Here is a 21,725-nt window from a genome sequence, read left to right as displayed (position 1 = left end):
TTCGGACCCAAGCGGTGTGCGGCGCCGCTCTTCGACGACGCCTCCCTGATCAGAGTTTCAATAGCGGGCTGTTATAGCCAGCCTGTCACCCCTTGGCGAGCGCACCTAAGGCGTTTCCACCGAAGCAGATTATCGCGCGATCTCATCAGCCAACAGTCCGACGCTCATCGCATAGTAATTCGAGCAGTTGTATTCGAGGATGACGCGGTAGTTGCTCGTCAGCAACCAGGCGGGCGTACCGGGTCCGTCAGGCTGGAAAAGCGACGCCAACGTATCGTCCGCGAGCGGACGCTGGGGCTGCACACCGAGAGAGCGCCATTCGGCTGCGGTCTTGTATTGGCTGTGTCGCTCGTGAACCCGGGGGCAGACCGGAGCGACCAGATCGGTTCGATACAGGTCGACATCGAAGCCGGAAGGTACGTAGGCCCTTACACCCCAAGGCTGTCCCTCGCGCCAACCCGCATCGCGGAAATAATTCGCGATCGATGCCAGCGCGTCGGCGCTGTTGTTCATGATGTCGGCTCTGCCATCACCATCGCCGTCGGTCGCAAGGCGAAGGTAAACGCTTGGTAGGAACTGCGGATTTCCGAACGCGCCAGCCCAGCTTCCTTGCAGCTCTCTGCGCGAGTACCCCTTGTCGGCCACCTTCATGAGATCCACCCACTCGGAGGAGAAAAGCTCGCGTCGGCGACCTTCCCAGGCGAGGGTCGCCAGGGCTCGCGACAGATCGAACCCGCCTTTGACCCGGCCATAGGCGGTTTCGTGCCCCCAGATTGCGACGATGATCTCGCCCGGCACGCCATACTCGCGCTCGATTGCGGAAAGGGTGGTGCGCCAATTGCCAAATTCGCGCCGCCCGCCGCTAATGCGCGCATTGTCGACATGGGTTGCGATATAGGGCGCGAGGGGGGGATAGCCGGAACCGCTGGAAGAGCCAGGCTGAGTCTGATCCAGCTCGATCACCCGCTGATTGGGCGTAAGGCCCGCTGTCATGCGCTGGATCGTCGCTTCGCTTACTCCCTCTGCCCGAGCCCGCGCCATCAAAAGCTGTAAATAGGCGTCGAAGGACATGTCCTGCGCGGCCAGGGGAGCAGCTGGCAGCCCGAGAAGCGCAGCACTGGCGAGAGTAAGTAGCTTTCGAAATTTCATGAGTGTGTTCTTGCAGGCCCTAGATGAATGGCAAATGTCATAGAGCCTTACGCTGGGAGGCAGAACTGGGTTCCGACAATTCGCAGGTGACATTCCAATTCGATTTGGCTAGCCCGCCTTTCGCTCGCGGACAGGTGGCAGAGCGGTTGAATGCACCGGTCTTGAAAACCGGCAAGGGTGCAAGCCCTTCGTGGGTTCGAATCCCACCCTGTCCGCCAGCTATTCCGCCTGCTTGGGTACGATGAGTGAGCCATCGCGGCGATCCGGACGGGGATAATCTTGCGGCCCCACGTTCGATTGATTCTTCAGCGCAATGTGGTCTTCGATCAGGCCGCCGTCGCGCGTTGCTTCGTCGTCCTCGTCGAGGCCCTGCGGTTCATCCAGAATTTCGTATTCCATTGCTCTAACTCCTCGAAAACCAAACGGTTGTCGGGGAGAACGGCGCCAGAGACTGCGACCAGGCGTTATCGGGCAGCGCCTAATTGCACGCAGGCCGCTAGTGGCCCTCGCGCCTGAGAATGGCATCCATCTGTTCGCGCAGCACCGGGTCCCAGTCCTTGCGCAGTTCCTTCACCTTGGCGATCAGTTCCTCGTTCTCGTGATAGGGAATGTCGAGCCGGTACAGCTCTGCGACCTGCCGCATGGATTGCCGGTCCATGTCCTCGAATGCATCCTTGGCGGCCATGGCCTGCTGGCGTGTCATGCCCAGCGCCTCGTAGGCGGAACGCCCGATGCGCAGACTGCTGTCGTAGGTTTCACGGATGACGTCGCGGCAACCATAGGCCCATAGCTCGTAGACATGGTTGCGGTCGATGGCGCGCGCAGTGACATGTACCTGCGGGTGGTTCTGGATAACGTACCTCACAAGCCGGTCGATCTGCTCGCGCTCGTCGAGGGCTACCACCAGTAACCTGGCCTTATCGATCCCCGCCGAATGCAGCAGGTCGGGCCGCGTGGCATCCCCGAAATAGGTGCGGAAACCGAACTTGCGACCGATTTCCAGCTGCTTGCTGTCGTAATCGATCACCGTCGTCGAATAGCCCGCCGCCTGCAGCATCCGGTCGACTATTCCTCCAACGCGCCCGCGGCCCGCGATGATGACGGGGTTCTCCTCCTCGATCGTATCGGCCTCTCGCCCTTCCCCTTCGCACAGCGCGCGGGCGATGACCTTATCGTACAGGATGAAGAGCAGCGGGGTCACCAGCATGGTCAGCGCGACGACGAGCAGCAGGAGGTCGGCAAGCGCACCGGGGAACACGGCATTGCCCACCGCGAAGGCAATCAGCACGAAGGCGAATTCGCCTGCCTGGGGCAGACTGAGGGCGAAGAGCCAGAGGGCCTGCCTGCGCAGACCGTATAGCCATCCTACCGAGAGCAGGACAGCGAACTTTGCCGCAATGATGACGGCGGCCCAGAAGAGCACGCTGCCCCACATCTCGCTGGCCAGTGCGAAGTCGATGCCCGCGCCCACGGTGATGAAGAAGAGCCCGAGAAGCAGGCCCTTGAAGGGATCGATATCGCTTTCGAGTTCGTGGCGGTACTCGCTCGTCGCGAGGACCACACCGGCCACAAAGGCGCCGAGTGCGGGCGAGAGGCCGACCAGCGACATGAGCAGCGCGATGCCGATCACCACCACGAGGGCCGCCGCAGTGAAGAGTTCGCGCAGGTTTGCAGCCGCAATATATCTGAACAGCGGACGGATCGCGAATATGCCGATGGCGATGACTGCCGCGACGGCGGCGATGCGCGATACGGCGGCGAGCCAGACGGGCATCGGTTCGGTCAGGTCGATTCCACCATGCCCTCCGCCCCCGTGTGCGGCCCCGCCACCATAAAGATCGGGCATGGCGAGCAGTGGCAGCAATGCCAGGATCGGGATGACGGCCACGTCCTGCACCAGCAGCACGGAGAAGCTGGCCTCCCCGCCCTCGCTCTTCAGCAGCTTCTTCTCGGTGAGCGTCTGCATGATGATTGCCGTGGAGGACAGCGCCAACACCATGCCGATAGCCAGCGCCGTCTGCCAGGGCTGCGCATCGAGCAGGGCAATCCCGGTAATTGCCAGCGTAGTCAGCAGCACCTGCCCCCCGCCAAGGCCCAGCAGCTTGCCGCGCATGGCCCAGAGGCGCTTAGGCTCCATTTCAAGCCCGATGATGAACAGCATCATCACCACCCCGAATTCGGCAAAAACCTGCAGCGCCTCCACATCGACACGCAAAGCGCCGAGCAGCGGGCTGATCGCCATGCCGGCCAGGAGATAGCCGAGCACCGAGCCGAGTCCGAAGCGGCTGGCCAGCGGAACCGCTACCACCCCTGCTACGAGCAGGACGAAGGCGAGTGTCAGGAAGCTGGTCATTCTAGTCTTGCCCTCACCCGATCAGGCTTCAGATATGCAGCGCCCTGCCGTAGCTCGCAAGCACGCTTTCATGCATGCTTTCGCTGATGGTTGGATGCGGGAAGACCGTCTGCATCAGTTCCGCCTCGGTGGTCTCCAGCGTCTTGCCGACGACGAAGCCCTGAATCATCTCGGTCACTTCCGCGCCGACCATATGAGCGCCCAGCAACTCGCCTGTCTTCGCGTCGAACACGGTTTTCACGAAGCCTTCCGCCTCGCCCAGCGCAATGGCCTTGCCATTGCCGATGAAGGGGAAAGTGCCTGCCTTCACTTCGTGGCCAGCTTCCTTCGCCTTGGCTTCGGTCAGGCCGACGCTGGCGATCTGCGGGTGGCAATAGGTGCAGCCCGGGATGTTGTTGCGGTCGAGCGGGTGCGGGTGGACGTCCTTGTTGCCCAGTTCCTTGGCAATCGCCTCGGCAGTGGTGACGCCCTCATGGCTCGCCTTGTGCGCCAGCCAGGGGCCGGGGGTGCAATCGCCGATGGCCCAGAGGCCCTTGGACTTCGTGCGGCCGTAATCGTCGATCTGGATGAAGCCGCGGTCCATTTCGGCCAGCTTGTCGATGCCGATATTCTCGGTGTTCGGCACGATGCCGATGGCGACAATGCAGTGGCTGAACTCGGTTTCCGAAGTCTTGCCCTTCGCGTCTTTGATCTTGGCCTTCACGCCACCGTCCGAAACTTTCAGGTCTTCCACGCCCGCGCCGGTCATGATCGTCATACCCTGCTTGGTCAGGTTCTTTTCGAGGAAGGCCGAGACGTCCTTGTCCTCCACGGGAACGATCCGGTCGAGCATTTCGACCACGGTCACGTCGACCCCCATGTCGTTGTAGAAGCTGGCGAACTCGATCCCGATCGCGCCGCTGCCGATTACCAGCAGCTTCTTGGGCATTTCGCTCGGCGTCATCGCGTGGCGATAGGTCCACACGCGCTTGCCGTCTGCTTTGGCGAAGGGCAGGTCGCGCGCCCGCGCGCCGGTGGCGACGATCACGTGCTTGGCGGTGAGCTTTTCCTCGCCCTTTTCGCCTTTCACCGTCAGGCTGGTCGGGCCGGTCAGCGTGCCCTCCCCCATATGCACCGCGATCTTGTTCTTCTTCATCAGGTGCGTGACGCCCTGGTTCAATTGCTTGGCCACGCCGCGGCTGCGCTTCACCACCGCTTCCAGGTCGGCTTCGATCGCGCCCGCGATCTTGAGGCCGTAATCCTTCGCGTGCTGGGCATAGTGCAGGATTTCTGCCGAGCGCAGTAGGGCCTTGGTCGGGATGCAGCCCCAGTTGAGGCATATGCCGCCCAGCAGTTCGCGTTCGACGATGGCGGTCTTCAGCCCCAGCTGCGCGCAGCGGATCGCCGAGACATAGCCGCCGGGTCCGGAGCCGAGAACGATAACGTCATATTGGGTGTCAGCCATGATTCGTACCTGTCAGTTGCGTGTTCGCCCGAGACATGGACCGGGTGTTACACCTTCCAAGGGCAAAAGAAGTCGGCTTGCGCGCATCAGCGTCGGCTTGCCGGGAATTGGTGTCGGCTTGCGGAGCAGGCATGTCGGTTTGCAGGCCGCGACTGTCGGCTTCGCAAACTGCCGTGTCAGCTTGGCGAAAGCGACTGGCGCCGGTCGCCAAGGGGGTGGATCCGCAGGTCATCACCGCAGTCATGCCAGATGGCCCGCCGTGTAGGACAGCCGATCAGCCATTGTCGTTCTCGCGCTGGCGCGACAGCGTGGCTTCGCGCACCGGGCGCGGGCGATCTTCCTCGTCGAGCAGGACGAACTTGAACGTCCCTTCGGCGACGCGCGTCGTCACCTCGCTGTTCCGCTTGCGCGCAATGGCTTCGACCTGCACGGTCATCGAAGTGGTTCCGGTTGCCGTGACCTCGCCGAAGACCGAGAGTTCGTCCCCCACCGCCATTGCGCCGGGGAAGGCGAAATCGCTGGCCGAGACGACGACCGCCTTACCCTGCCCCAACCGGCTGGCGAGCGAGCCTGCGCCGAGGGCCATCTGGCTCATCAGCCACCCGCCGAAAACCCCGCCATAGGGGTTGGTGTCGGCAGGCATGGCCGTGACGCGAATGAGGGGGGTGCGGTCAGGCATTTTCGAGCTCGCGGCCGATGATTGGCAAAAGCACTTTTTCTAGCTTTAAGATCGCGTCCTTGAGGCTTGTAGAGATGGAGTCTTCGTCTTCCTCTCCCCATGATCCGAAGACATCTTTACGGATATTGATTGAAAACTTGTCGTCTTCGTCTCTGCCTCGCCGCTCAACCATGTAAAGCATATCAGCACTGCTTAGAATGCGATTGCGAGCCTTCGGAAAAGCTTCCATCGCCTCGACCAACTCTTTGCCAAAGTAGGCACGAACAGACGGGATTACTGCGAATACGGCGTCAAAATCGTCCTTAAAATATTCGGCCCGGCGATAGACCACACCTTTTGTGATCTGCGCCGACTTTAGCTCGTCGGGCATACCGTCTAGCTTCATTCCGAGCTCTTTCAGTTGCTCCTCAGTCGCATGCAATTCTGCGGCAGGCATCCAACGCGCCCTCATTCCTCTGATCGCATCCAACGCGCGATATGCGCCGGTGAGAGCCCTATCTGCCACCTCGATCTGGTTGTCCGTGATGCGTTGCGCTCGGTAGTCCGAAAGTGCATTTTTTCCGAGAAGCGCTGCGACCAAAATTGCCCCGGCACCAGCAAAAGTGCCGAGACCCGCTATCATCGCGCCAGTTGCAGCCCAATCGATCGAGCTCAAACCACCAGTCCCATCGGGTTCTCGCAAAGCTGCCTGAACGCTTCCATCAGCTGCGCGCCGTCGGCGCCGTCGATCGCGCGGTGGTCGAAGCTGCCGGTGGCGCTCATCACGGTGGCGACGCCCAGAGCGCCGTCGATCACATGGGGACGCTGTTCACCCGCGCCGACTGCAAGGATCATCGCCTGCGGCGGGTTGATCACCGCGTCGAACTGCTTGGTGCCGAACATGCCGAGGTTGGAGAGCGAGGCGGTGCCGCCCTGGTATTCATGCGGCTGCAGCTTGCCGTCCTTGGCCTTGCCCGCCAGCTCCTTCATCTCGGTGCTGATCTGGGCGAGACCCTTCTTGCCCGCATCGCGGATGATCGGAGTGATCAGGCCCGAAGGCGCGGCAACCGCGACCGAGATATCCTCGCGCGTGTACTGGTACAATTCGTCGCCCTGGAAGCTGACATTGCAGGCCGGGACACGCTGCAGCGCGCGGGCGAGCGCCTTGATCAGCAAATCGTTGACCGACAGCTTCACACCGTCCGCCTCGAGGCTCTTGTTGAGTTCGCCGCGAAGCTTGAGCAGCGCATCGAGGCGCACGTCCACGGTGAGGTAGATATGCGGGATGGTCTGCTTCGCCTCGGTCAGGCGCCTGGCGATGACCTTGCGGACATTGTTGAGCTTCTGCGCTTCGTAAGGCGCATCGAGATCGCCGCCCTGCGTCGCAGCCTTGGCCGGAGCCGGTGCGCCGGATTCTGCCGAACCCTTCGCCGGAGCTTCGCCGGGCTTCGCGCTCTCGACATCGGCCTTCACGATACGGCCATTCGGGCCGGAACCGGTGACGGCGCTCAGATCGATGCCCTTCTGCTCGGCAATGCGCCGCGCGAGCGGCGAGGCCTTGATGCGTGCGCCGCTGTCGTCTTTCGGTGCGGCTGGAGCCTTGGTGCCATCATCCTCGGTGGCGCGCGCGGGTTCAGCGCTTTCGCGAGGTTCTGCCTTAGCCGGCTCGGACTTCGCTTCCGGCTTGGCGGCGTCCTGTTTCTCTTCCGCCTTCGCATCACCCGAAGGCGCAGCCTTGGCGGCCTCTTCCACATCCTCACCCTCTTCGGCGAGCATGGCGATGACCGTGCCGACCTTCACGCCTTCGCTGCCTTCCTCGACCTCGATCGAAGCGAGCGTTCCTTCGTCCACCGCTTCGAATTCCATCGTCGCCTTGTCGGTTTCGATCTCGGCCATGATGTCACCGGCGGAAATGGTATCGCCCGGCTTTACCAGCCATTTGGCGAGCGTGCCCTCTTCCATGGTGGGCGACAGGGCGGGCATCTTTATCGGCGTGGGCATGTTCTGACGTTACGTCCTCGCTGGGGAGAGTGTTCCGGGCGTCTCTGGCCAATTTGCCGCGCGCCCGCAAGGTCCTTGCACAGAATACGAATTAGCCTGTAGTCGGTGCGCGGAAAGGGAGCCGGGGACATGCGCATATATCTGGTCGTCATGGACGAGACGGAGGAGGCCAAGCAGGCGCTCCGCTTCGCCTCCATGCGTGCGATGAAGACGGGCGGTTCGGTCCATATCCTCGCGCTCGTGCCGCAGCAGACCTTCAATGCCTTCGGCGGCGTGCAGGCCACGATCGAGCAGGAAGCCCGCGAGCGGGCCGAGGTCATGGCCAATAACGCCGCGGGCAACATCTTCGGCGAAATGGGCAAGATGCCGGTGATCGCCGTACGCCCCGGATCGCCGGCCGACGTGATCGCGAAATATCTCGAGGAACACGGCTCCATCGCGGCGCTGGTGCTCGGCACTGCGAAGGAAGGCGGAAAAGACCCGCTGGTGGCGCATTTCGCCGCGCATGCCGCCAGCCTGCCCTGCCCGCTCTATCTCGTGCCGGGCAACCTTACCCGTGAACAGCTGGACGAGCTGGCCTAACGCTTCTTCCCGCGGCCCTGACGGCGGATGTTCTTGGGCCTGCCGCGTTGCCCCTGGGCATGCTTCTGACGCGGGGCGCCCTTGTCCTTCTGGAGCGGCTTTTTCTTGGGCGGCGGGCGATGACCGCGCTTTTCGATCGGTGCGCCCTCGCTGTCGGGTATCTCGAATTTGAGCGCACCGGTCAGCGGGTTGGATTCGGCCAGCTTCAGCTTGAGCCTGTCGCCTACGGCATAAGTCGTGCCGGTACTTTCGCCGACAAGTTCGCGCGCACCTTCGTCATAGCGGAAATACTCGCGGCCCAAGGTCGAAACGGGGACGAGGCCGTCACCGCCCAATTGCTCGATGGTCGCGAAGAAGCCGAATCCTTGAACGCCGGTAATGCGCGTGTCGAACACTTCGCCCACGCGGCCGGAGAGCCAGGCGGCGACATAACGGTCGATGGTATCGCGCTCCGCCTCCATGGCGCGGCGCTCGGTCTGGCTGATCGCATCGGTAATCTGGTTGAGTGCCGTGCGGTCCCGGTCCGACAGACCGCTGTGCTCGGGAATATCGCCTTTCGGCTTCGGCTGTTCGAGCTTGTAGGCATCGACCAGCGCACGGTGGACCAGAAGGTCGGCATAACGGCGGATAGGCGAGGTGAAATGCGCATAGCTGCCCAGCGCCAAGCCGAAGTGCCCGGCATTGGCGGGGCCATAATAGGCCTGCGTCTGGCTGCGTAGAACTGCCTCCATTATCAGCGCCTTTTCAGCGGGTTCGGATATGTCCTTGAGCATCCGGTTGAAGAGACCGGGGGTAATTACCTGCCCCATGGCGAAGGACCGGCCCTGGCTCGCAAGGTATTCCTTGAACGCCACCAGCTTCTCGCGGCTTGGCGTTTCATGGACACGGTAGACCACCGGTGCGGCCTTTTCCTCCAGCGCCTTTGCCGCAGCGACATTGGCGGCAATCATGAAATCCTCCACCACGCGGTGCGCGTCGAGGCGTTCGCGCACGGCGATTTCCTCGATCACGCCCTCGTCGTTGAGGCGCACCTGGCGTTCCGGCAATTCGAGATCGAGCGGATCGCGGGCATTGCGGGCCTTGAACAGCAGGTCCCAGGCGCCCCAGAGGTTCTTGAGGTTTTCGTCCGCGCTGCCATCATCGATGGCCTTCTGCGCGTCCTCATAGGCGATATTCGCTGCGAGCTTCACGATGGCGCGGGTAAAGCGCCACTTGGTGATCTTGCCATCGGGCGCGATGCGCAGGTGACATGCCATCGCCGCGCGGTCTTCGCCCTCGACCAGCGAGCAGACGTCAGCGCTGAGGATTTCCGGTAGCATCGGCACGACGCGGTCTGGGAAATAGACCGAGTTGCCGCGCTTCCTCGCTTCACGGTCGAGCTGGCTGCCGGGGCGGACGTAGAAGCTGACGTCGGCAATCGCGACGATGGCCTTGTAGCCCCCTTCCCCGTCCGGCTCGGCCCAGATCGCGTCGTCATGGTCGCGCGCGTCGGCAGGGTCGATCGCCACGATGGGCACGCCGCGCAGATCTTCGCGCTTGTCCTCGCTCAGCGGCAGTTCCGAAACGGCCTGTGCTTCCGCCAGCGCCTCTTCGGGGAAGATGTGCGGGATGCCGTGCTTGGCGATGGCGATCAGGCTGAAGCTCTTGGGCGCCAGCGGATCGCCGATAACCTCGACCACCTTTACCGCAGAGCGGGCCGACTTACCGGCCTTTTCCGCAAGGACCAGCTCGCCCTCTTCCGCACCGCCGAGATCGGAAATGGGCGAGGAATTGCGCACGCGCTTGTCCACCGGAGCGAGCCACGGCTTGCCGCTGCCGTCGAATTCAACGACGCCCATCAGGCCTTCGGTGCGGGCCGGCAGTTTCTTCATCGGGTGGGCGATCCACCCGCGCGGTTTTTCTTCGGTCCGCGCCAGGAAGCGGTCGCCGCGCTTGAGCGCAGCAACCTTCTTGCTTTCCTTGACCGTCAAACGAGGCGGCTTCTCGTTGCTGTCGGGGTCCCAGCTTTCGGGCACGGCGATGGGCTCACCGTCCTCGATTTCGAGAACCTTGAGCACGGTCACCTTCGGTAGGCCGCCCATCTGGTGATAGGCGGTCTTCCTGCCGTCGATCAGGCCTTCTTCGGCCATGTCCTTGAGGCGCTTCTTCAGCGCGATCTTTTCCTGCCCCTTGATGCCGAAAGCCTTGGCGATTTCCCGCTTTCCGGCCGGCTTTTCCGAGGTCTGGATGAATTCGAGTATTTCTGTCTTGGAAGGAAGCCCCTGCTTCCTTCCGGTTCTATTCTGTCTTGTCATCCCCGCCATATGGGGACGCGCTTACTCGCTGTCATCCTCTGGCGCCGCAAGAGGCGCGAATTGACCCGCAGGAACTGCGCTGGAGACGGGCCCCATAACCCCGCTTTCGCCGGTCGCGCTAACCCCGAATATCCAGTCATCCCCGCGAACGCCTTCGAGCCTGGCGTTGGTGGCGACCACGTTCTCGATAACCGGCTCGTCGCGCCAATAGGGCTCGTCGGTCCGGCGCTGCCACACGGTATAGCTTACCGCACCGGGCACTTCGCTCCAGCTGATGTCGGTATAAGTCTGCACGGCCGCTTGGGCACTGGTGGCTGGCGGCGCAGGGGAACGGGCAAGCTTGTCCAGCGCGCGGATGTTGAACTGCGTCACTTTGGCCAGATAGGCGAAGTCCATTTCGTCCGCAGTGTCTCCGTAGACGATCCCGTCTTCGGTCCGCAGATCCTGGTGCTGATGTTCGTAATCCTCGACCGCCACCGCGATGCGGATTGCGGGATAGCCCTTTTCCATGAAGGGAATCTGGTCGCCGCCGCGGCCCATCCGGTCGACCCGCCAGATCTGCCGCACATCGAGCCCGCCTTCGGTCTCACTGGCTAGATTGTCGAGCCAGCGCGAGAGATTGCGGCTCGGGCTGTCGTTCTCTCCGCCCTCGCGCCGCTGGGCTGCGCGAATGGTATCGGTCAGGTCGGCGCGCGGCCCCTCGGAGAAGACGCGGACATGGTCGGGGTCGCAATAACCATCGCTGCCGCAGCTGTTGCCGACGACATCGTTGTTGAGCACGGCCTTCACGTCCCAGCCCTGTTCCTCGGCATAATCGGCCATCAGACGTCCGCCGAACAGGCCCTGCTCCTCGCCCGAAAGCAGGGCATAGACGATGGTCACAGGATAGCTGTTACGCGAAAGGTTTCGGGCAGCCTCCAGCACGAGCACCGTGCCCGAACCATCATCGTTCGCGCCCGGGGCATCGCTTTCCCAATCCATCACGTCGCTTACCCGGCTGTCGATATGCGCCTGGACGATAATGACCTCATCCGGGCGTTCGGTGCCTCTCTGTATGGCCACCGCGTTGCGGATACGGGTCGGCCGGGGCAGGCGCCCGCCTTCAGGTTCGGTGCGTTCGGGCGCGAGGACTTCGAGGCACGATCCGCAATCTTCGGAAATCCGGCCAAACTCTGCCAGGCCCCAATCAACTGCGGCCCCGATACCGCGTTCGGGATCGTCCTGTGCCGACAATGTATGGCGGGTACCGAAACCCACCAGCGTATCGATATCGGCCCGCAATCTCTCCTGTGAAACGCCGGCAGCCGGATCCGACGGTGACGTTTCCTGCGCAGAGATCGGGAATGCGACGAGGGCGACAAGCGGGATGAGTTTTCTCATTGCCCCTGTGTCGAACAGAAACGCCGTCAGATCAAGCTAGTAAGCCTTGGCCAGAAGCACACGCTCCACCGCCGGTTCACCGGTGAAAATACAGGGTCCGTCCACCGGGACCGCATCCATCGGCACATTACGGATGGTGAGCTTGTGTTCCTTGAGCCGCTCGACGATCTTTTCGAGCGCCTCGCCGGTCGGCTTCGACCACTGCACCTCTATCCAGCCCGGATAGCGCGAAGCGGCAAAGTGTTTCTCGACATCGGTGAATTCGGTCACGCCCCGCGTGATATTGGCATCGCGGCGTTCCTGCGTCTGCGTCAGCAAGGCATTCTGCATGTCCGCGAGGACATCGGGAATGGTTTGCCCGGCCACTTCGCGCGTCGGGGTCTGGAAGGCAGGCTTGCCCGTCTCTTCATCCCAAAGGCGATCGCGGCGCAGCATCGAAACGACACCGTTCTCCATGTCACGGCCACCAACCTCGATGATGATCGGCGCGCCCTTGCGGACATAGTCCCAGCGCTTCTGCGCTGCCTTGCCGGGACGCGTATCGAGCAGGACGCGCAGCGGTTCGCCCATGACGTGCTGGCTGGCAAGCGTGGCGCGCAAGGTCTCGCAATAGTCGATCAGGTCCTGGTCTTCGGGCTTTTCGCGCAGCATGGGCAGGATCACGACCTGCTGCGGTGCGATCTTGGGCGGAAGGCGCAAACCGTCATCGTCACCGTGGGTCATGATGACGCCGCCGACCATGCGGGTCGAAACACCCCAGCTGGTCGTATGCGCGAGGCTTTCGCTGCCCTCGCGGTTCTGGAACTTGATGCCCGAAGCCTTGGCGAAATTGGTGCCCAGATAGTGGCTGGTGCCGGCTTGCAACGCCTTGCCATCCTGCATCATCGCCTCGATCGACCATGTCTCGACCGCGCCCGGGAAACGCTCGTTTTCCGGCTTCTCACCCGGAATTACCGCCAGCGCGAGGTCTTCATCGGCAAAGGCGCGATAGACTTCGAGCATGCGCAGCGTGTGCTCCTTGGCCTCTGCCTCTTCCGCATGGGCAGTATGCCCTTCCTGCCAGAGGAATTCGCTGGTGCGCAGGAACATGCGGGTGCGCATTTCCCAGCGCACGACATTGGCCCACTGGTTGAGCTTGAGCGGCAGGTCGCGCCAGCTCTGCACCCACCGCGCCATGGCATCGCCGATGATGGTTTCCGAAGTCGGACGCACGACCAGCGGCTCTTCCAGCTTCGCTTCGGGATCGGGAATCAGGCCGCCATCCTTGCCCGCGATCAGGCGGTGGTGGGTGACAACCGCCATTTCCTTGGCAAAACCTTCGACATGTTCCGCCTCCCGCTCGAAGTTGGAAAGCGGGATGAAGATCGGGAAATAGGCGTTCGAATGCCCGGTCGCCTTGATCCGATCGTCCAGCAGGCGCTGCATCCGCTCCCAGATGCCATATCCCCATGGCCGGATCACCATGCAGCCGCGTACGCCAGATTCCTCGGCCATTTCGGCGGCGGAGATGACTTCCTGGTACCAAGCGGCGAAATCGTCGGCACGGCGGGTGGTGAGGGCATGGCGAATGTTGGACATTGAGAGACGAGCCTTGTTTTCGGCACTGGCGACAAGCTCGCAACCCAATCGTGCCGAGCCTTTCGAAGCACCGTCCTTACTTCTGGCGCCGCCCTTAAAGAAAACAATGACCCTTCGACAAGCTCAGGGCGCACGGAACCAGAGATTTTTCCGGGGTTGGGTCATTTGCTCAGCTCGTCGAGCTTCTTCTGCATTGCCGCCATTTGCTCGCGCATCTGGGCGAGTTCGTCCTTCTCGTCCTTCTTCGGAGCATCCGCAGATTTGCGGGTGGCCGGGATGAAGGCTTCCGCCGCATTCTGCATCATCTTGAAATTGGCTTCGGCCATCTTGGCCAGCGGATTCGCCTCGAGACCCTTGGCAAAAGCCGTCTGCAGCTGTTCGCGGTTCTTGCGGAAGTTCGCCATGCTGGCTTCGAGATAGCTTGGCATCATCGACTGCATCGAATTGCCGTACATCGAGATCAGGTCGCGCAGGAAACTGACCGGCAGTAATTGCTGCGCGCCGCTGCTTTCTTCCTCCACGATGATCTGGGTGAGGATCGTATGCGTAATGTCCTCGCCCGTCTTGGCATCCAGCACCTGGAAATCGACATTCTCACGGACCATTTTGGCAAGATCATCGAGCGTGATGTAGCTCGATGTGTCGGTATTATAGAGCCGCCGGTTGGCATATTTCTTAATGATGATCGGTTCGCCCTCGGCGGTCCGTTTAGCCATGATGCGCGCTCTCCCCATTGTGCGATGCAAGCAGGCTTAGCACTTGCACAATGTGCAGCGCAACACGCGTCTCAGCGCTGGAAGCGATTGCCCAGCACGGTGAGCAGTTCATATTGGGAAACAGAGGTTTGCCGCGCAGCATCGGGGAGGTGGTACGGTAGCTCCACCCAATCGCCCTCCCCCAGTTCGGGCGCATTGGTGAGGTCCAGCACGATCATATCCATCGAGACCTTGCCTAGAATGGGGAGCACCTTTTCGCCATGGCGAAGGGCCGCCCCTCCCCAGCTGCGCAATATGCCGTCCGCATAACCGAGGGAGATTACGCCGATCCGCATATCCTGCGGTGCGGTGAAGGTGGCGTTATATCCCACGGTCTCACCCACCGAAAGCTGCCGCGTCTGGATGATCGCAGCTTGTGGCCGAGCCACCTGCCGGATTTCATCCTCCAGCTCTTCGCGCGGTATGCCGCCGTAGAGTGACAGCCCGGGCCGGGTAAGATCGAAATGGTAGTCGGGACCGAGCGCGATACCTGCACTGTTAGCGAGACTCGTCTTACTATGCCGGATGCGCTGAATGGCATCGCGAAAAATTTCGAGTTGGCGCGCATTCATTACGCTGTCTTCGTCGGCACAGGCGAGATGGCTCAACAGGATTTGAACATCGAGTTGCTGCACCGAAGGATCGGAGATTTCACGCGGAGAAATGCCGAGGCGGTTGATACCGCTATCGACCATGAGATGGCAGGGCCCGCCTCCGCCCTCCAGCCAGAGCTTCGCCTGCCGAACGGAATCGATGACCGGCCGGACACCTGCCTGCCGGGCGTAGGAAACTTCGCCGGCATCGAGCGGGCCGTGCAGGACAGCCAACTGGTCCGTAGGCACATGCTTCAGAACCGGTTCGACTTCGCTCCAGTGGGCGACGAAAAAATCCCGGCAGCCAGCATCGCGCAGCACCGGCACGCATTGATCGACGCCGAGCCCATAGCAATTCGCCTTTACGGCTGCTCCCGCTCTTGCCTTATCCGACATGCGATCGAGCGCCCGCCAGTTATGCGCGAGTGCCTGACGGTCGATATCGAGCCGCAAAGTGGGGGACGGTGGCACAATCAAATGACAGTCACGGAATAGCCGGGCCTACGGGCGGTGCCTCGTCGGATTCCTCGAAGTCACGCGGCGGCCCGCCAGAAAGCCCCCACCAGGCGACGAGCAGGCCGAAGCCGACTACGGCCATCGTATACCACAGTCCCGCGTAAACATCGCCAGTACGCGCGACGATGATACCGGCGATAAGCGGCAGGAACCCGCCAAGATACCCGGCTCCGATATGGTAAGGGATCGACATCGAGCTGTAGCGGATCTTGGCAGGGAACATCTCGGAAAGCAGTGCGGCGACCGAACCGTAGGTCAAGGCCGACAGCATTCCCATCACCAGTATCAGCGCCCCGATACCCAGAATATTGGCCATGGGCGGCGTCTGCTTCGCAAAGTCGAAACCGCGCCCGGCGAGAGCTGTCTGGATACCATCGCGGCGGGCGGTTGCATCCTCCAGCCAATCGGCATCGATTGCCACTTGCTCTCCGCCAACGGCCAGCCCAAGGTCATCCCCCGGCTCGACGCTATAGGCGACGCCGCTCGCAGTCAGCGTTTCGAGCACTTTTCCGCAATCGGTCTGCTCCTTGTCGAACAGTACGGCGAAGGGATCGGTAGTGCACTGCCGACCCGTAACGACTACCGGATTCTCCCTAGCCGCCTGCGCCAGGCCCGGATTGGCGAGATTGCCCATCGTCCAGAAGATCGGAAAAAGCAGCGCCAGCGCGGCCACGGCACCGATAATGATCGGTTTCTTGCGTCCCACACGGTCGGACCATTTGCCTACGATCACATAGAAACTCATCGAGATGAATCCGGCGATCAGCAGAATCCATTCGACCGTGCTTTCATCCACCCGCATATCGCGCCGCAGGAAGCTGAGCGATGAGAAGAAGGCGGTATACCAGATAGTCGTCAGCACGCCGGTGATGCCGAACAGTGCCACAAAAATGCGCTTGGGGTTGCCCGGATAGGTCAGGCTTTCCTTGAACGGATTTGCGCTCGTTTCGCCGGCTTCCTTCATCGCCTGGAAGACCGGGCTTTCGGAAAGCTTCAATCGCATCCAGAGCGAAATGCCCAGCAATGCGATCGAGAGCAGGAAGGGTATGCGCCAGCCCCATTCGGTAAAATCATCGGCCGGGATAATGGCGCGACACGCCAGCACGACGAGGATCGACAGGACGAAACCGCCGACCACGCTGGCCTGGATGAAGCTGGTGTAGAATCCCCGCTTCTCGGGCGGAGCATGTTCGGCGACATAGATCGCCGCACCGCCGTATTCCCCGCCGAGCGCAAGGCCCTGAAGGATGCGCAGGCAGATAACGATAATCGGCGCAGCGATACCGATGCTCGCAGCGCTTGGGATCATGCCCACGCCTGCCGTGGCGACACCCATCAAAGTGACGGTAACGAGAAAGGTGTATTTGCGGCCCAGCCTGTCACCCAGGAAACCGAACAGAATCGCACCAAGCGGACGGAAGCCGAAACCTACCGCAAAACCCGCCCACACGAGCAGGATCTGCAGCGTTTCGTTCCCACTCGGGAAGAAGGCTGCACCAATAAGCCCGGCAAGTGTGCCGTAGATGAAGAAATCATACCATTCGAAGATCGTGCCCGCGCTGCTCGCGGCGATGACCAGTCGGATTTCCTTTTCGGTCGGTTCCCTCTGCATGCCCTCCGCAGCCGCCATTTTTCCAGTCCCCTCTCCTGTACGCCTGGGCGGATTTAGCGCCGGTCTGCGCCATTGGAAAGCGCGGCCAGTGCGGCCTTCCACGGCAACAGGATCGCGCCATGCCGTCCCGGATAATCACGCGCCGGTTGGATCAGATGAATATCGGGCCAATTCGGCAAACTCGCATTTCCTTCGAGCCAGCTTTCGATCTGTGCCAGGAAGTCCGCCAACTCTGCTTCGCTTTTGCCGAGGCAGTGACGCACGAAGATTGCTGCGCTGGCCTGCCCGACGGCACAGGCCGAAACTTTCACCCCGACATCTCTCATGTCGCCTTCGAATGACATGCGGATGCTGCTGCCGCAGGTGCGCGAGTTCGCCTCCCCCAAACTGGGAGCTGAAGGATCGAAGGGGTAGTCGGCCAATTCCACCGCAAGGGCGAGCAATTGCGGGGAATAAAGCGCGGCGCGAGTACTGCCGGTCACTCGGCCCCTGCTTCCACGGGTTCCATTGCCGCGGGTTCCTCACCCAGCAATTTCGCGCGACGCTGCGCCAGCACTTCGACCAGCGAGCGCGAACCGGCATCGACCAGCTCGTAACTATGGGCGGTTGTTATCCAGACCGGCCGGCCGCGATAGTCCCAGACCGTATCGTAACCCAGCACCAGCACCGAAAAGGCGATGATGACGATCAGCAGGCCCTTGAGCGAACCGAAGCCGAACCCAAGCACGCGGTCTATTGGACCGAGGACGGAATTGCGGGAGGCCTTACCGACGTTGTTCGCGATCAACTTCATTGCGGCGTAGGGAATGAGCAAAAGGAAGGTAAAGGCGAGCACAGAAGTGGTCACGCCCGAACCCAGAAAATCCTGCATCGTCAAGGTAAGCGGTGTATGGAGATAACGGATTGCGAATGCAGCCAATATCCACGCGCCCAGCGACAGGACTTCCTGCACGAAACCTCGCAAAAAGCCGCCTACTGCTGCCACACCCACGATGAGCAGAACAATGAGATCGAAACCCGTCATAAAACCCATATAAACCCAAGGGGTTTTAGGTGTATTAACTGCTCATCACGCGGTCAACGAGGTTTGCCAGTTGTCCCACGCCCACATATTCCAGTTCCGCCGAGCTGTTCTTGGCATCGGGCGGGCCGAAGCCACGGTCGAAACCGAGCTTGGCTGCTTCGCGCAATCGCACGCCGCCATGGGCCACCGGACGGACCTCTCCGGCCAGACTTACCTCGCCGAGCCATGCGCTCCGCTGAGGCAGAGCCTTGTCGGCCAGCGCGCTCACCAGCGCAGCTGCTACGGCAAGATCTGCCGCCGGATCGGATAAACGGTATCCGCCGGCCACGTTGAGATAAACCTCGGCCGAACTGAAAGACAGTCCGCAACGCGATTCAAGTACGGCCAGCAACATCGCCAGCCTGCCGGTGTCCCAACCCACGACCGCGCGGCGGGGGGTGGCACCCGATTGCAGGCGCACGATCAGCGCCTGTATCTCGACCAACACGGGGCGCGTGCCCTCCATTGCCGGAAATACCGCGCTGCCCGCCATCGGCTGCTCGCGCCCCGAGAGAAACAGCAGGGAAGGATTGTCGACTTCCTCCAGCCCGTCACCTTCCATGGCAAAGACACCGATTTCGTCGACCGCGCCGAACCGGTTCTTGAGCGCCCTGAGAATACGATACTGATGGCTGCGTTCCCCCTCGAAGCTCATCACCACATCGACCATATGTTCGAGCACACGAGGACCGGCGATATTTCCGTCCTTCGTGACGTGGCCGACCAGTACCAGCGTGGCGCCAGTTTCCTTGGCATAGCGGATCAATTCGAATGCGCACCCGCGAACCTGACTTACGGTGCCGGGAGCTCCTTCGATCGTGTCGGAATGCATGGTCTGGATCGAATCGATAACGAGCAATTTGGGCGTATCCATCCCGCCGAGCGTGGTGAGGATATCGCGCACGCCCGTAGCAGCTGCGAGTTTGACCGGAGCGTCCGAAAGGCCAAGCCGAGCGGCACGCATGCGCACCTGGCCGGCAGCCTCCTCGCCGCTGACATAGACTACGCCATGCCCTTCCCGCGCTACCTTGGCCGCTGCCTGCAACAGCAAGGTCGATTTTCCGATGCCCGGATCGCCACCCATCAGAATCGCACTACCCGGCACCAAACCACCACCAAGAGCGCGGTCGAATTCCGCGAGACCAGTTTTCTGGCGCACAGGCATTGCGCCGGGTTTGTCGAGATCCACGAACTTGACCGCCCTGCCCCCGCTCGACAGGTCGTGTTTCAGTGAGAAGACCGTGGCCGGTGCGTCTTCGACCAGCGTATTCCACTCCGCACAGTCGGCACATTGCCCCTGCCAGCGGTGAGATACGGACCCGCAGGCCTGACAGACATAGCGTTTCTTGGGTTTCGCCATAGGGATTCACTAACAGAACATTTGTGGAACGCAATTGCCTTCGATAGTGATGCTGTGCAGAAGGTAGAGCGATGCGGCAGAAGGAACTCAGGATTGCGCTCGTCTGTTACGGCGGGGTCAGTCTGGCCATCTATATGCACGGGGTAACCCGCGAGTTGTGGCAACTCGCCAGAGCCAGCCGCGATTTTCACGCTGGCGGTCCGGATCGCGGCGGCGTCCATTCGGTTTATCGGGATATCCTCGAACACATTCAGGAACATCACGAGCTCAAACTGCGCGTCATTCCCGATATCATGAGCGGCGCAAGCGCGGGCGGGATCAACGCCGTCTTCCTGGGCCAGGCCGTGTTTTCCGGCCAGAGCCTCGAACCGCTGACCGATCTCTGGCTGGAGGTTGCGGATGTCGATGAACTGACCCACCCCGATGCAAAGCTGCGCTGGTCGGGCAGCAAGATCTGGGCGCAGCCATTGGCAAACTGGTTGCTTAGTCGTCCGGGCAACGAGATTGCGACGGAAGTGGCACCGGAGACCCGTGACGAGGTCCGGCGCAAGGTATCCCACCTCATCCGCGGGCGCTGGTTCGAGCCGCCATTCTCGGGGCTCGGCTTTTCCAAACTACTCGAACGCGCGCTCACGGCGATGTCTGAAACCGAGCCCGAAGCACCGCTTCTACCACCGGGTCACCCGCTGGATCTCTATGTCACAACCACCGATTTCCATGGCTATCTGGAATTGCTGCATCTCCATAGCCCCCCGGTGGTGGAGGACAGCGAACACCGATTGCCGATCTCGATCCGAAGGAAAACGCCCTATGCTGGCGGCGAAGATCTAGCCAACCCTCTTGAGCTCGTATTCGCGGCAAGAGCGACTGCGAGCTTTCCCGGTGCCTTTCCTCCCTTGCAGGTCACGGAAATCGATAGGCTCTCTTCGGAGTCGGGACGGTCCTGGGATTCGCGGGAAGAGTTCCTCGAACGGATAATGCCGGTTCACGTGATGCGGGACACCGTTTCAAATGTGTCCTTGATCGACGGTTCGGTACTCGTGAACAAACCCTTTGCCGGGGCCATCGCCGCCTTGCGGGGGCGGCCTGCCCAGCGTGAGGTTGATCGGCGGTTCGTCTATGTCGATCCGCGCCCCGACCGCTTCAGCAAACGCCATGCGCAAGGGCAAGCAGAAGTCGGGTTCTTTTCCGCAATCTTCGGATCGCTTTCGACGATCCCCCGCGAGCAGCCAATACGCGACAATCTCGAACAGCTTGAACAACAAAGCCGCGAGGCCGAAAGGCTCGGCAGGATAATCGCTGCGCTACGCCCGGAAGTCGAACGGACGGTCGAGAGGCTGTTCGGCTACACACTGTTCCTAGACAACCCCACGCCCAAGCGGCTCAAGGCGTGGCGGCAAAAGGCACAACAGGCCGCCGCCGAACAAGCCGGTTACGCTTTCCACTCTTATGCGCAGAGCAAGCTGAGCGGGATTGTGACCCGGCTTGCCAAGCTGGCCTGGGAGGTCGCCCCGCCACTTCATTTTTCGGACCATGCGCCGATTTCCGAGATCTTGCGCGAAGAGTTGCGGCGCCGCGGCCTCGACAGCCTCGGCGCGCCCAAGGGCGGCGCGACGCCCGAAGCGATCCTTTTCTTCCGCGAACATGACATTGGTTTCCGTATCCGCCGCCTACGCCTTCTGGCCCGACGGCTCGCACGCGACTGGGAAGCCGATCCGGAAATTCCCGACGAGGCGCTGGAAGCCGGCCGCGATGCCATATTCACGATCATGGCCATGTACTTCGAGAAGGAGGGCCTGCCAGCCCTAGGGGACGAATTCCAGAAGATCGCCGGGCAGGTATTGGACAATCCGGGCGCGCTGCTTGACCATGTAGAGGCAAGGAGGCTCCTTCCAGAAATCGACGAACGCGCGGAAGAATTGTTGGCGGACGCGCTTTCGGCCATGCCCGCAAACCTCAAGCGACGCATATTGTTCGCTTATCTCGGTTTCCCCTTCTACGATGTCGCGACCTTGCCATTGCTCCGCCATGAGGGGTTGACCGAATTCGACCCGGTCAAGGTCGACCGCATCAGTCCTGACGATGCCAAAAGCATTCGCGAAGGCGGCACCCCGGCCACCCTGCGTGGGATCGAATTCTACAATTTCGGGGCCTTTTTCAGCCGGGCTTATCGTGAGAACGATTATTTGTGGGGCCGCCTCCACGGGGCCGAGCGAATGATCGACCTCGTCTTTTCGACGCTGGAAGGGAAAGTCGACGACGCTGCAGTGCGCGACTTCAAGCGTCGGGCTTTCCTCGCCATCCTCGACGAAGAGGCCGAGATACTGCGCTGCGACGAGGCTCTGATTGACCAGATCCGAAGCGAAGTGCTTGCAAGGATGATCTGA

At 61.6% G+C, this 21,725-nt stretch carries 18 protein-coding genes and 1 tRNA gene; 3 read left to right on the top strand and 16 right to left on the bottom strand.

Annotated features, from left to right (window positions below; translation table 11 throughout):
* Window positions 1–129 precede the first annotated feature (129 nt).
* Window positions 130–1,149 (bottom strand): lytic murein transglycosylase, encoded by a 1,020-nt coding sequence (locus K3180_RS05875; RefSeq protein ID WP_221538963.1) that lies wholly within the window; start codon window positions 1,147–1,149, stop codon window positions 130–132.
* Between the two features lie 128 nt (window positions 1,150–1,277).
* Between K3180_RS05875 and K3180_RS05870 the strand changes: the two genes are divergently transcribed.
* Window positions 1,278–1,367: transfer RNA gene (locus tag K3180_RS05870), tRNA-Ser, on the top strand.
* A 1-nt stretch (window position 1,368) separates the two neighbouring features.
* On the opposite strand, the gene K3180_RS05865 is transcribed toward K3180_RS05870, so the two are convergent.
* The 6 genes from K3180_RS05865 to K3180_RS05840 form a co-directional block, all read right to left on the bottom strand.
* On the bottom strand, window positions 1,369–1,548 hold the full coding sequence (locus K3180_RS05865; RefSeq protein ID WP_221538961.1) for a hypothetical protein: 180 nt from the start codon (window positions 1,546–1,548) through the stop codon (window positions 1,369–1,371).
* A 97-nt stretch (window positions 1,549–1,645) separates the two neighbouring features.
* The gene (locus K3180_RS05860; protein ID WP_221538959.1) at window positions 1,646–3,502 is read right to left on the bottom strand and encodes a cation:proton antiporter domain-containing protein; all 1,857 of its coding nucleotides are present in this window, start codon (window positions 3,500–3,502) and stop codon (window positions 1,646–1,648) included.
* Between the two features lie 28 nt (window positions 3,503–3,530).
* Window positions 3,531–4,946 carry a dihydrolipoyl dehydrogenase gene (gene lpdA / locus K3180_RS05855; protein ID WP_221538957.1) on the bottom strand — a complete coding sequence of 472 codons (1,416 nt, stop codon included), beginning with the start codon at window positions 4,944–4,946 and terminating at the stop codon, window positions 3,531–3,533.
* 274 nt (window positions 4,947–5,220) lie between these two features.
* Window positions 5,221–5,625, bottom strand: coding sequence for an acyl-CoA thioesterase (locus K3180_RS05850; RefSeq protein WP_221538955.1), 405 nt, complete (start codon window positions 5,623–5,625; stop codon window positions 5,221–5,223).
* Window positions 5,618–6,280, bottom strand: a complete 663-nt coding sequence (locus tag K3180_RS05845; protein ID WP_221538953.1) for a hypothetical protein — start codon at window positions 6,278–6,280, stop codon at window positions 5,618–5,620. The genes K3180_RS05850 and K3180_RS05845 overlap by 8 nt, the downstream gene beginning before the upstream one ends.
* Complete coding sequence (locus K3180_RS05840) at window positions 6,277–7,605, bottom strand: pyruvate dehydrogenase complex dihydrolipoamide acetyltransferase (RefSeq protein ID WP_221538951.1); 1,329 nt, start codon at window positions 7,603–7,605, stop codon at window positions 6,277–6,279. The genes K3180_RS05845 and K3180_RS05840 overlap by 4 nt, the downstream gene beginning before the upstream one ends.
* A 129-nt stretch (window positions 7,606–7,734) precedes the next feature.
* On the opposite strand from K3180_RS05840, the gene K3180_RS05835 reads away from it, so the two are divergent.
* Window positions 7,735–8,187: a universal stress protein gene (locus tag K3180_RS05835; protein ID WP_160728033.1), complete on the top strand. Its 453-nt coding sequence runs from the start codon at window positions 7,735–7,737 to the stop codon at window positions 8,185–8,187.
* Here the strand turns inward: K3180_RS05835 and rnr are convergent.
* From rnr to radA, 9 genes are all read right to left on the bottom strand, one after another.
* Window positions 8,184–10,481, bottom strand: coding sequence for a ribonuclease R (gene rnr, locus K3180_RS05830; protein ID WP_425594518.1), 2,298 nt, complete (start codon window positions 10,479–10,481; stop codon window positions 8,184–8,186). The genes K3180_RS05835 and rnr overlap by 4 nt on opposite strands.
* A gap of 21 nt (window positions 10,482–10,502) precedes the next feature.
* A complete protein-coding gene (locus K3180_RS05825) occupies window positions 10,503–11,861 on the bottom strand; it encodes a M20/M25/M40 family metallo-hydrolase (RefSeq protein ID WP_221538947.1) in 1,359 nt (452 codons plus the stop codon).
* 36 nt (window positions 11,862–11,897) lie between these two features.
* Window positions 11,898–13,439: a proline--tRNA ligase gene (gene proS / locus K3180_RS05820; RefSeq protein WP_221538945.1), complete on the bottom strand. Its 1,542-nt coding sequence runs from the start codon at window positions 13,437–13,439 to the stop codon at window positions 11,898–11,900.
* 161 nt (window positions 13,440–13,600) lie between these two features.
* Window positions 13,601–14,155, bottom strand: a complete 555-nt coding sequence (gene phaR, locus K3180_RS05815; RefSeq protein WP_221538944.1) for a polyhydroxyalkanoate synthesis repressor PhaR — start codon at window positions 14,153–14,155, stop codon at window positions 13,601–13,603.
* Between the two features lie 71 nt (window positions 14,156–14,226).
* Window positions 14,227–15,240 carry an alanine racemase gene (gene alr / locus K3180_RS05810; protein ID WP_247710345.1) on the bottom strand — a complete coding sequence of 338 codons (1,014 nt, stop codon included), beginning with the start codon at window positions 15,238–15,240 and terminating at the stop codon, window positions 14,227–14,229.
* Between the two features lie 31 nt (window positions 15,241–15,271).
* Window positions 15,272–16,915 carry an MFS transporter gene (locus K3180_RS05805; protein WP_425594517.1) on the bottom strand — a complete coding sequence of 548 codons (1,644 nt, stop codon included), beginning with the start codon at window positions 16,913–16,915 and terminating at the stop codon, window positions 15,272–15,274.
* Between the two features lie 53 nt (window positions 16,916–16,968).
* Window positions 16,969–17,397 carry an iron-sulfur cluster assembly scaffold protein gene (locus K3180_RS05800; RefSeq protein WP_221538940.1) on the bottom strand — a complete coding sequence of 143 codons (429 nt, stop codon included), beginning with the start codon at window positions 17,395–17,397 and terminating at the stop codon, window positions 16,969–16,971.
* Window positions 17,394–17,939 carry a CvpA family protein gene (locus K3180_RS05795; protein ID WP_221539013.1) on the bottom strand — a complete coding sequence of 182 codons (546 nt, stop codon included), beginning with the start codon at window positions 17,937–17,939 and terminating at the stop codon, window positions 17,394–17,396. Before K3180_RS05795 ends, K3180_RS05800 begins: the two co-directional genes overlap by 4 nt.
* A 34-nt stretch (window positions 17,940–17,973) precedes the next feature.
* The gene (radA, locus tag K3180_RS05790; RefSeq protein WP_221538938.1) at window positions 17,974–19,338 is read right to left on the bottom strand and encodes a DNA repair protein RadA; all 1,365 of its coding nucleotides are present in this window, start codon (window positions 19,336–19,338) and stop codon (window positions 17,974–17,976) included.
* Window positions 19,339–19,409: 71 nt separating this feature from the next.
* Between radA and K3180_RS05785 the strand changes: the two genes are divergently transcribed.
* On the top strand, window positions 19,410–21,725 hold the full coding sequence (locus tag K3180_RS05785; RefSeq protein ID WP_221538936.1) for a patatin-like protein: 2,316 nt from the start codon (window positions 19,410–19,412) through the stop codon (window positions 21,723–21,725).

Origin of the sequence: Qipengyuania huizhouensis (assembly GCF_019711635.1) — a bacterium.
GTDB classification, from domain to species: Bacteria; Pseudomonadota; Alphaproteobacteria; order Sphingomonadales; family Sphingomonadaceae; genus Qipengyuania; species Qipengyuania huizhouensis.
This window is presented reverse-complemented; position numbering and strand designations above follow the sequence as displayed.

Coding starts and splice junctions, on each gene's coding strand:
- K3180_RS05875 (WP_221538963.1), bottom strand. CDS start 1,149: ATGAAATTTCGAAAGCTACTTACTCTCGCCAGTGCTGCGCTTCTCGGG.
- K3180_RS05865 (WP_221538961.1), bottom strand. CDS start 1,548: ATGGAATACGAAATTCTGGATGAACCGCAGGGCCTCGACGAGGACGAC.
- K3180_RS05860 (WP_221538959.1), bottom strand. CDS start 3,502: ATGACCAGCTTCCTGACACTCGCCTTCGTCCTGCTCGTAGCAGGGGTG.
- lpdA (WP_221538957.1), bottom strand. CDS start 4,946: ATGGCTGACACCCAATATGACGTTATCGTTCTCGGCTCCGGACCCGGC.
- K3180_RS05850 (WP_221538955.1), bottom strand. CDS start 5,625: ATGCCTGACCGCACCCCCCTCATTCGCGTCACGGCCATGCCTGCCGAC.
- K3180_RS05840 (WP_221538951.1), bottom strand. CDS start 7,605: ATGCCCACGCCGATAAAGATGCCCGCCCTGTCGCCCACCATGGAAGAG.
- K3180_RS05835 (WP_160728033.1), top strand. CDS start 7,735: ATGCGCATATATCTGGTCGTCATGGACGAGACGGAGGAGGCCAAGCAG.
- rnr (WP_425594518.1), bottom strand. CDS start 10,481: ATGACAAGACAGAATAGAACCGGAAGGAAGCAGGGGCTTCCTTCCAAG.
- K3180_RS05825 (WP_221538947.1), bottom strand. CDS start 11,861: ATGAGAAAACTCATCCCGCTTGTCGCCCTCGTCGCATTCCCGATCTCT.
- proS (WP_221538945.1), bottom strand. CDS start 13,439: ATGTCCAACATTCGCCATGCCCTCACCACCCGCCGTGCCGACGATTTC.
- phaR (WP_221538944.1), bottom strand. CDS start 14,155: ATGGCTAAACGGACCGCCGAGGGCGAACCGATCATCATTAAGAAATAT.
- K3180_RS05805 (WP_425594517.1), bottom strand. CDS start 16,915: ATGCAGAGGGAACCGACCGAAAAGGAAATCCGACTGGTCATCGCCGCG.
- K3180_RS05795 (WP_221539013.1), bottom strand. CDS start 17,939: ATGACGGGTTTCGATCTCATTGTTCTGCTCATCGTGGGTGTGGCAGCA.
- radA (WP_221538938.1), bottom strand. CDS start 19,338: ATGGCGAAACCCAAGAAACGCTATGTCTGTCAGGCCTGCGGGTCCGTA.
- K3180_RS05785 (WP_221538936.1), top strand. CDS start 19,410: ATGCGGCAGAAGGAACTCAGGATTGCGCTCGTCTGTTACGGCGGGGTC.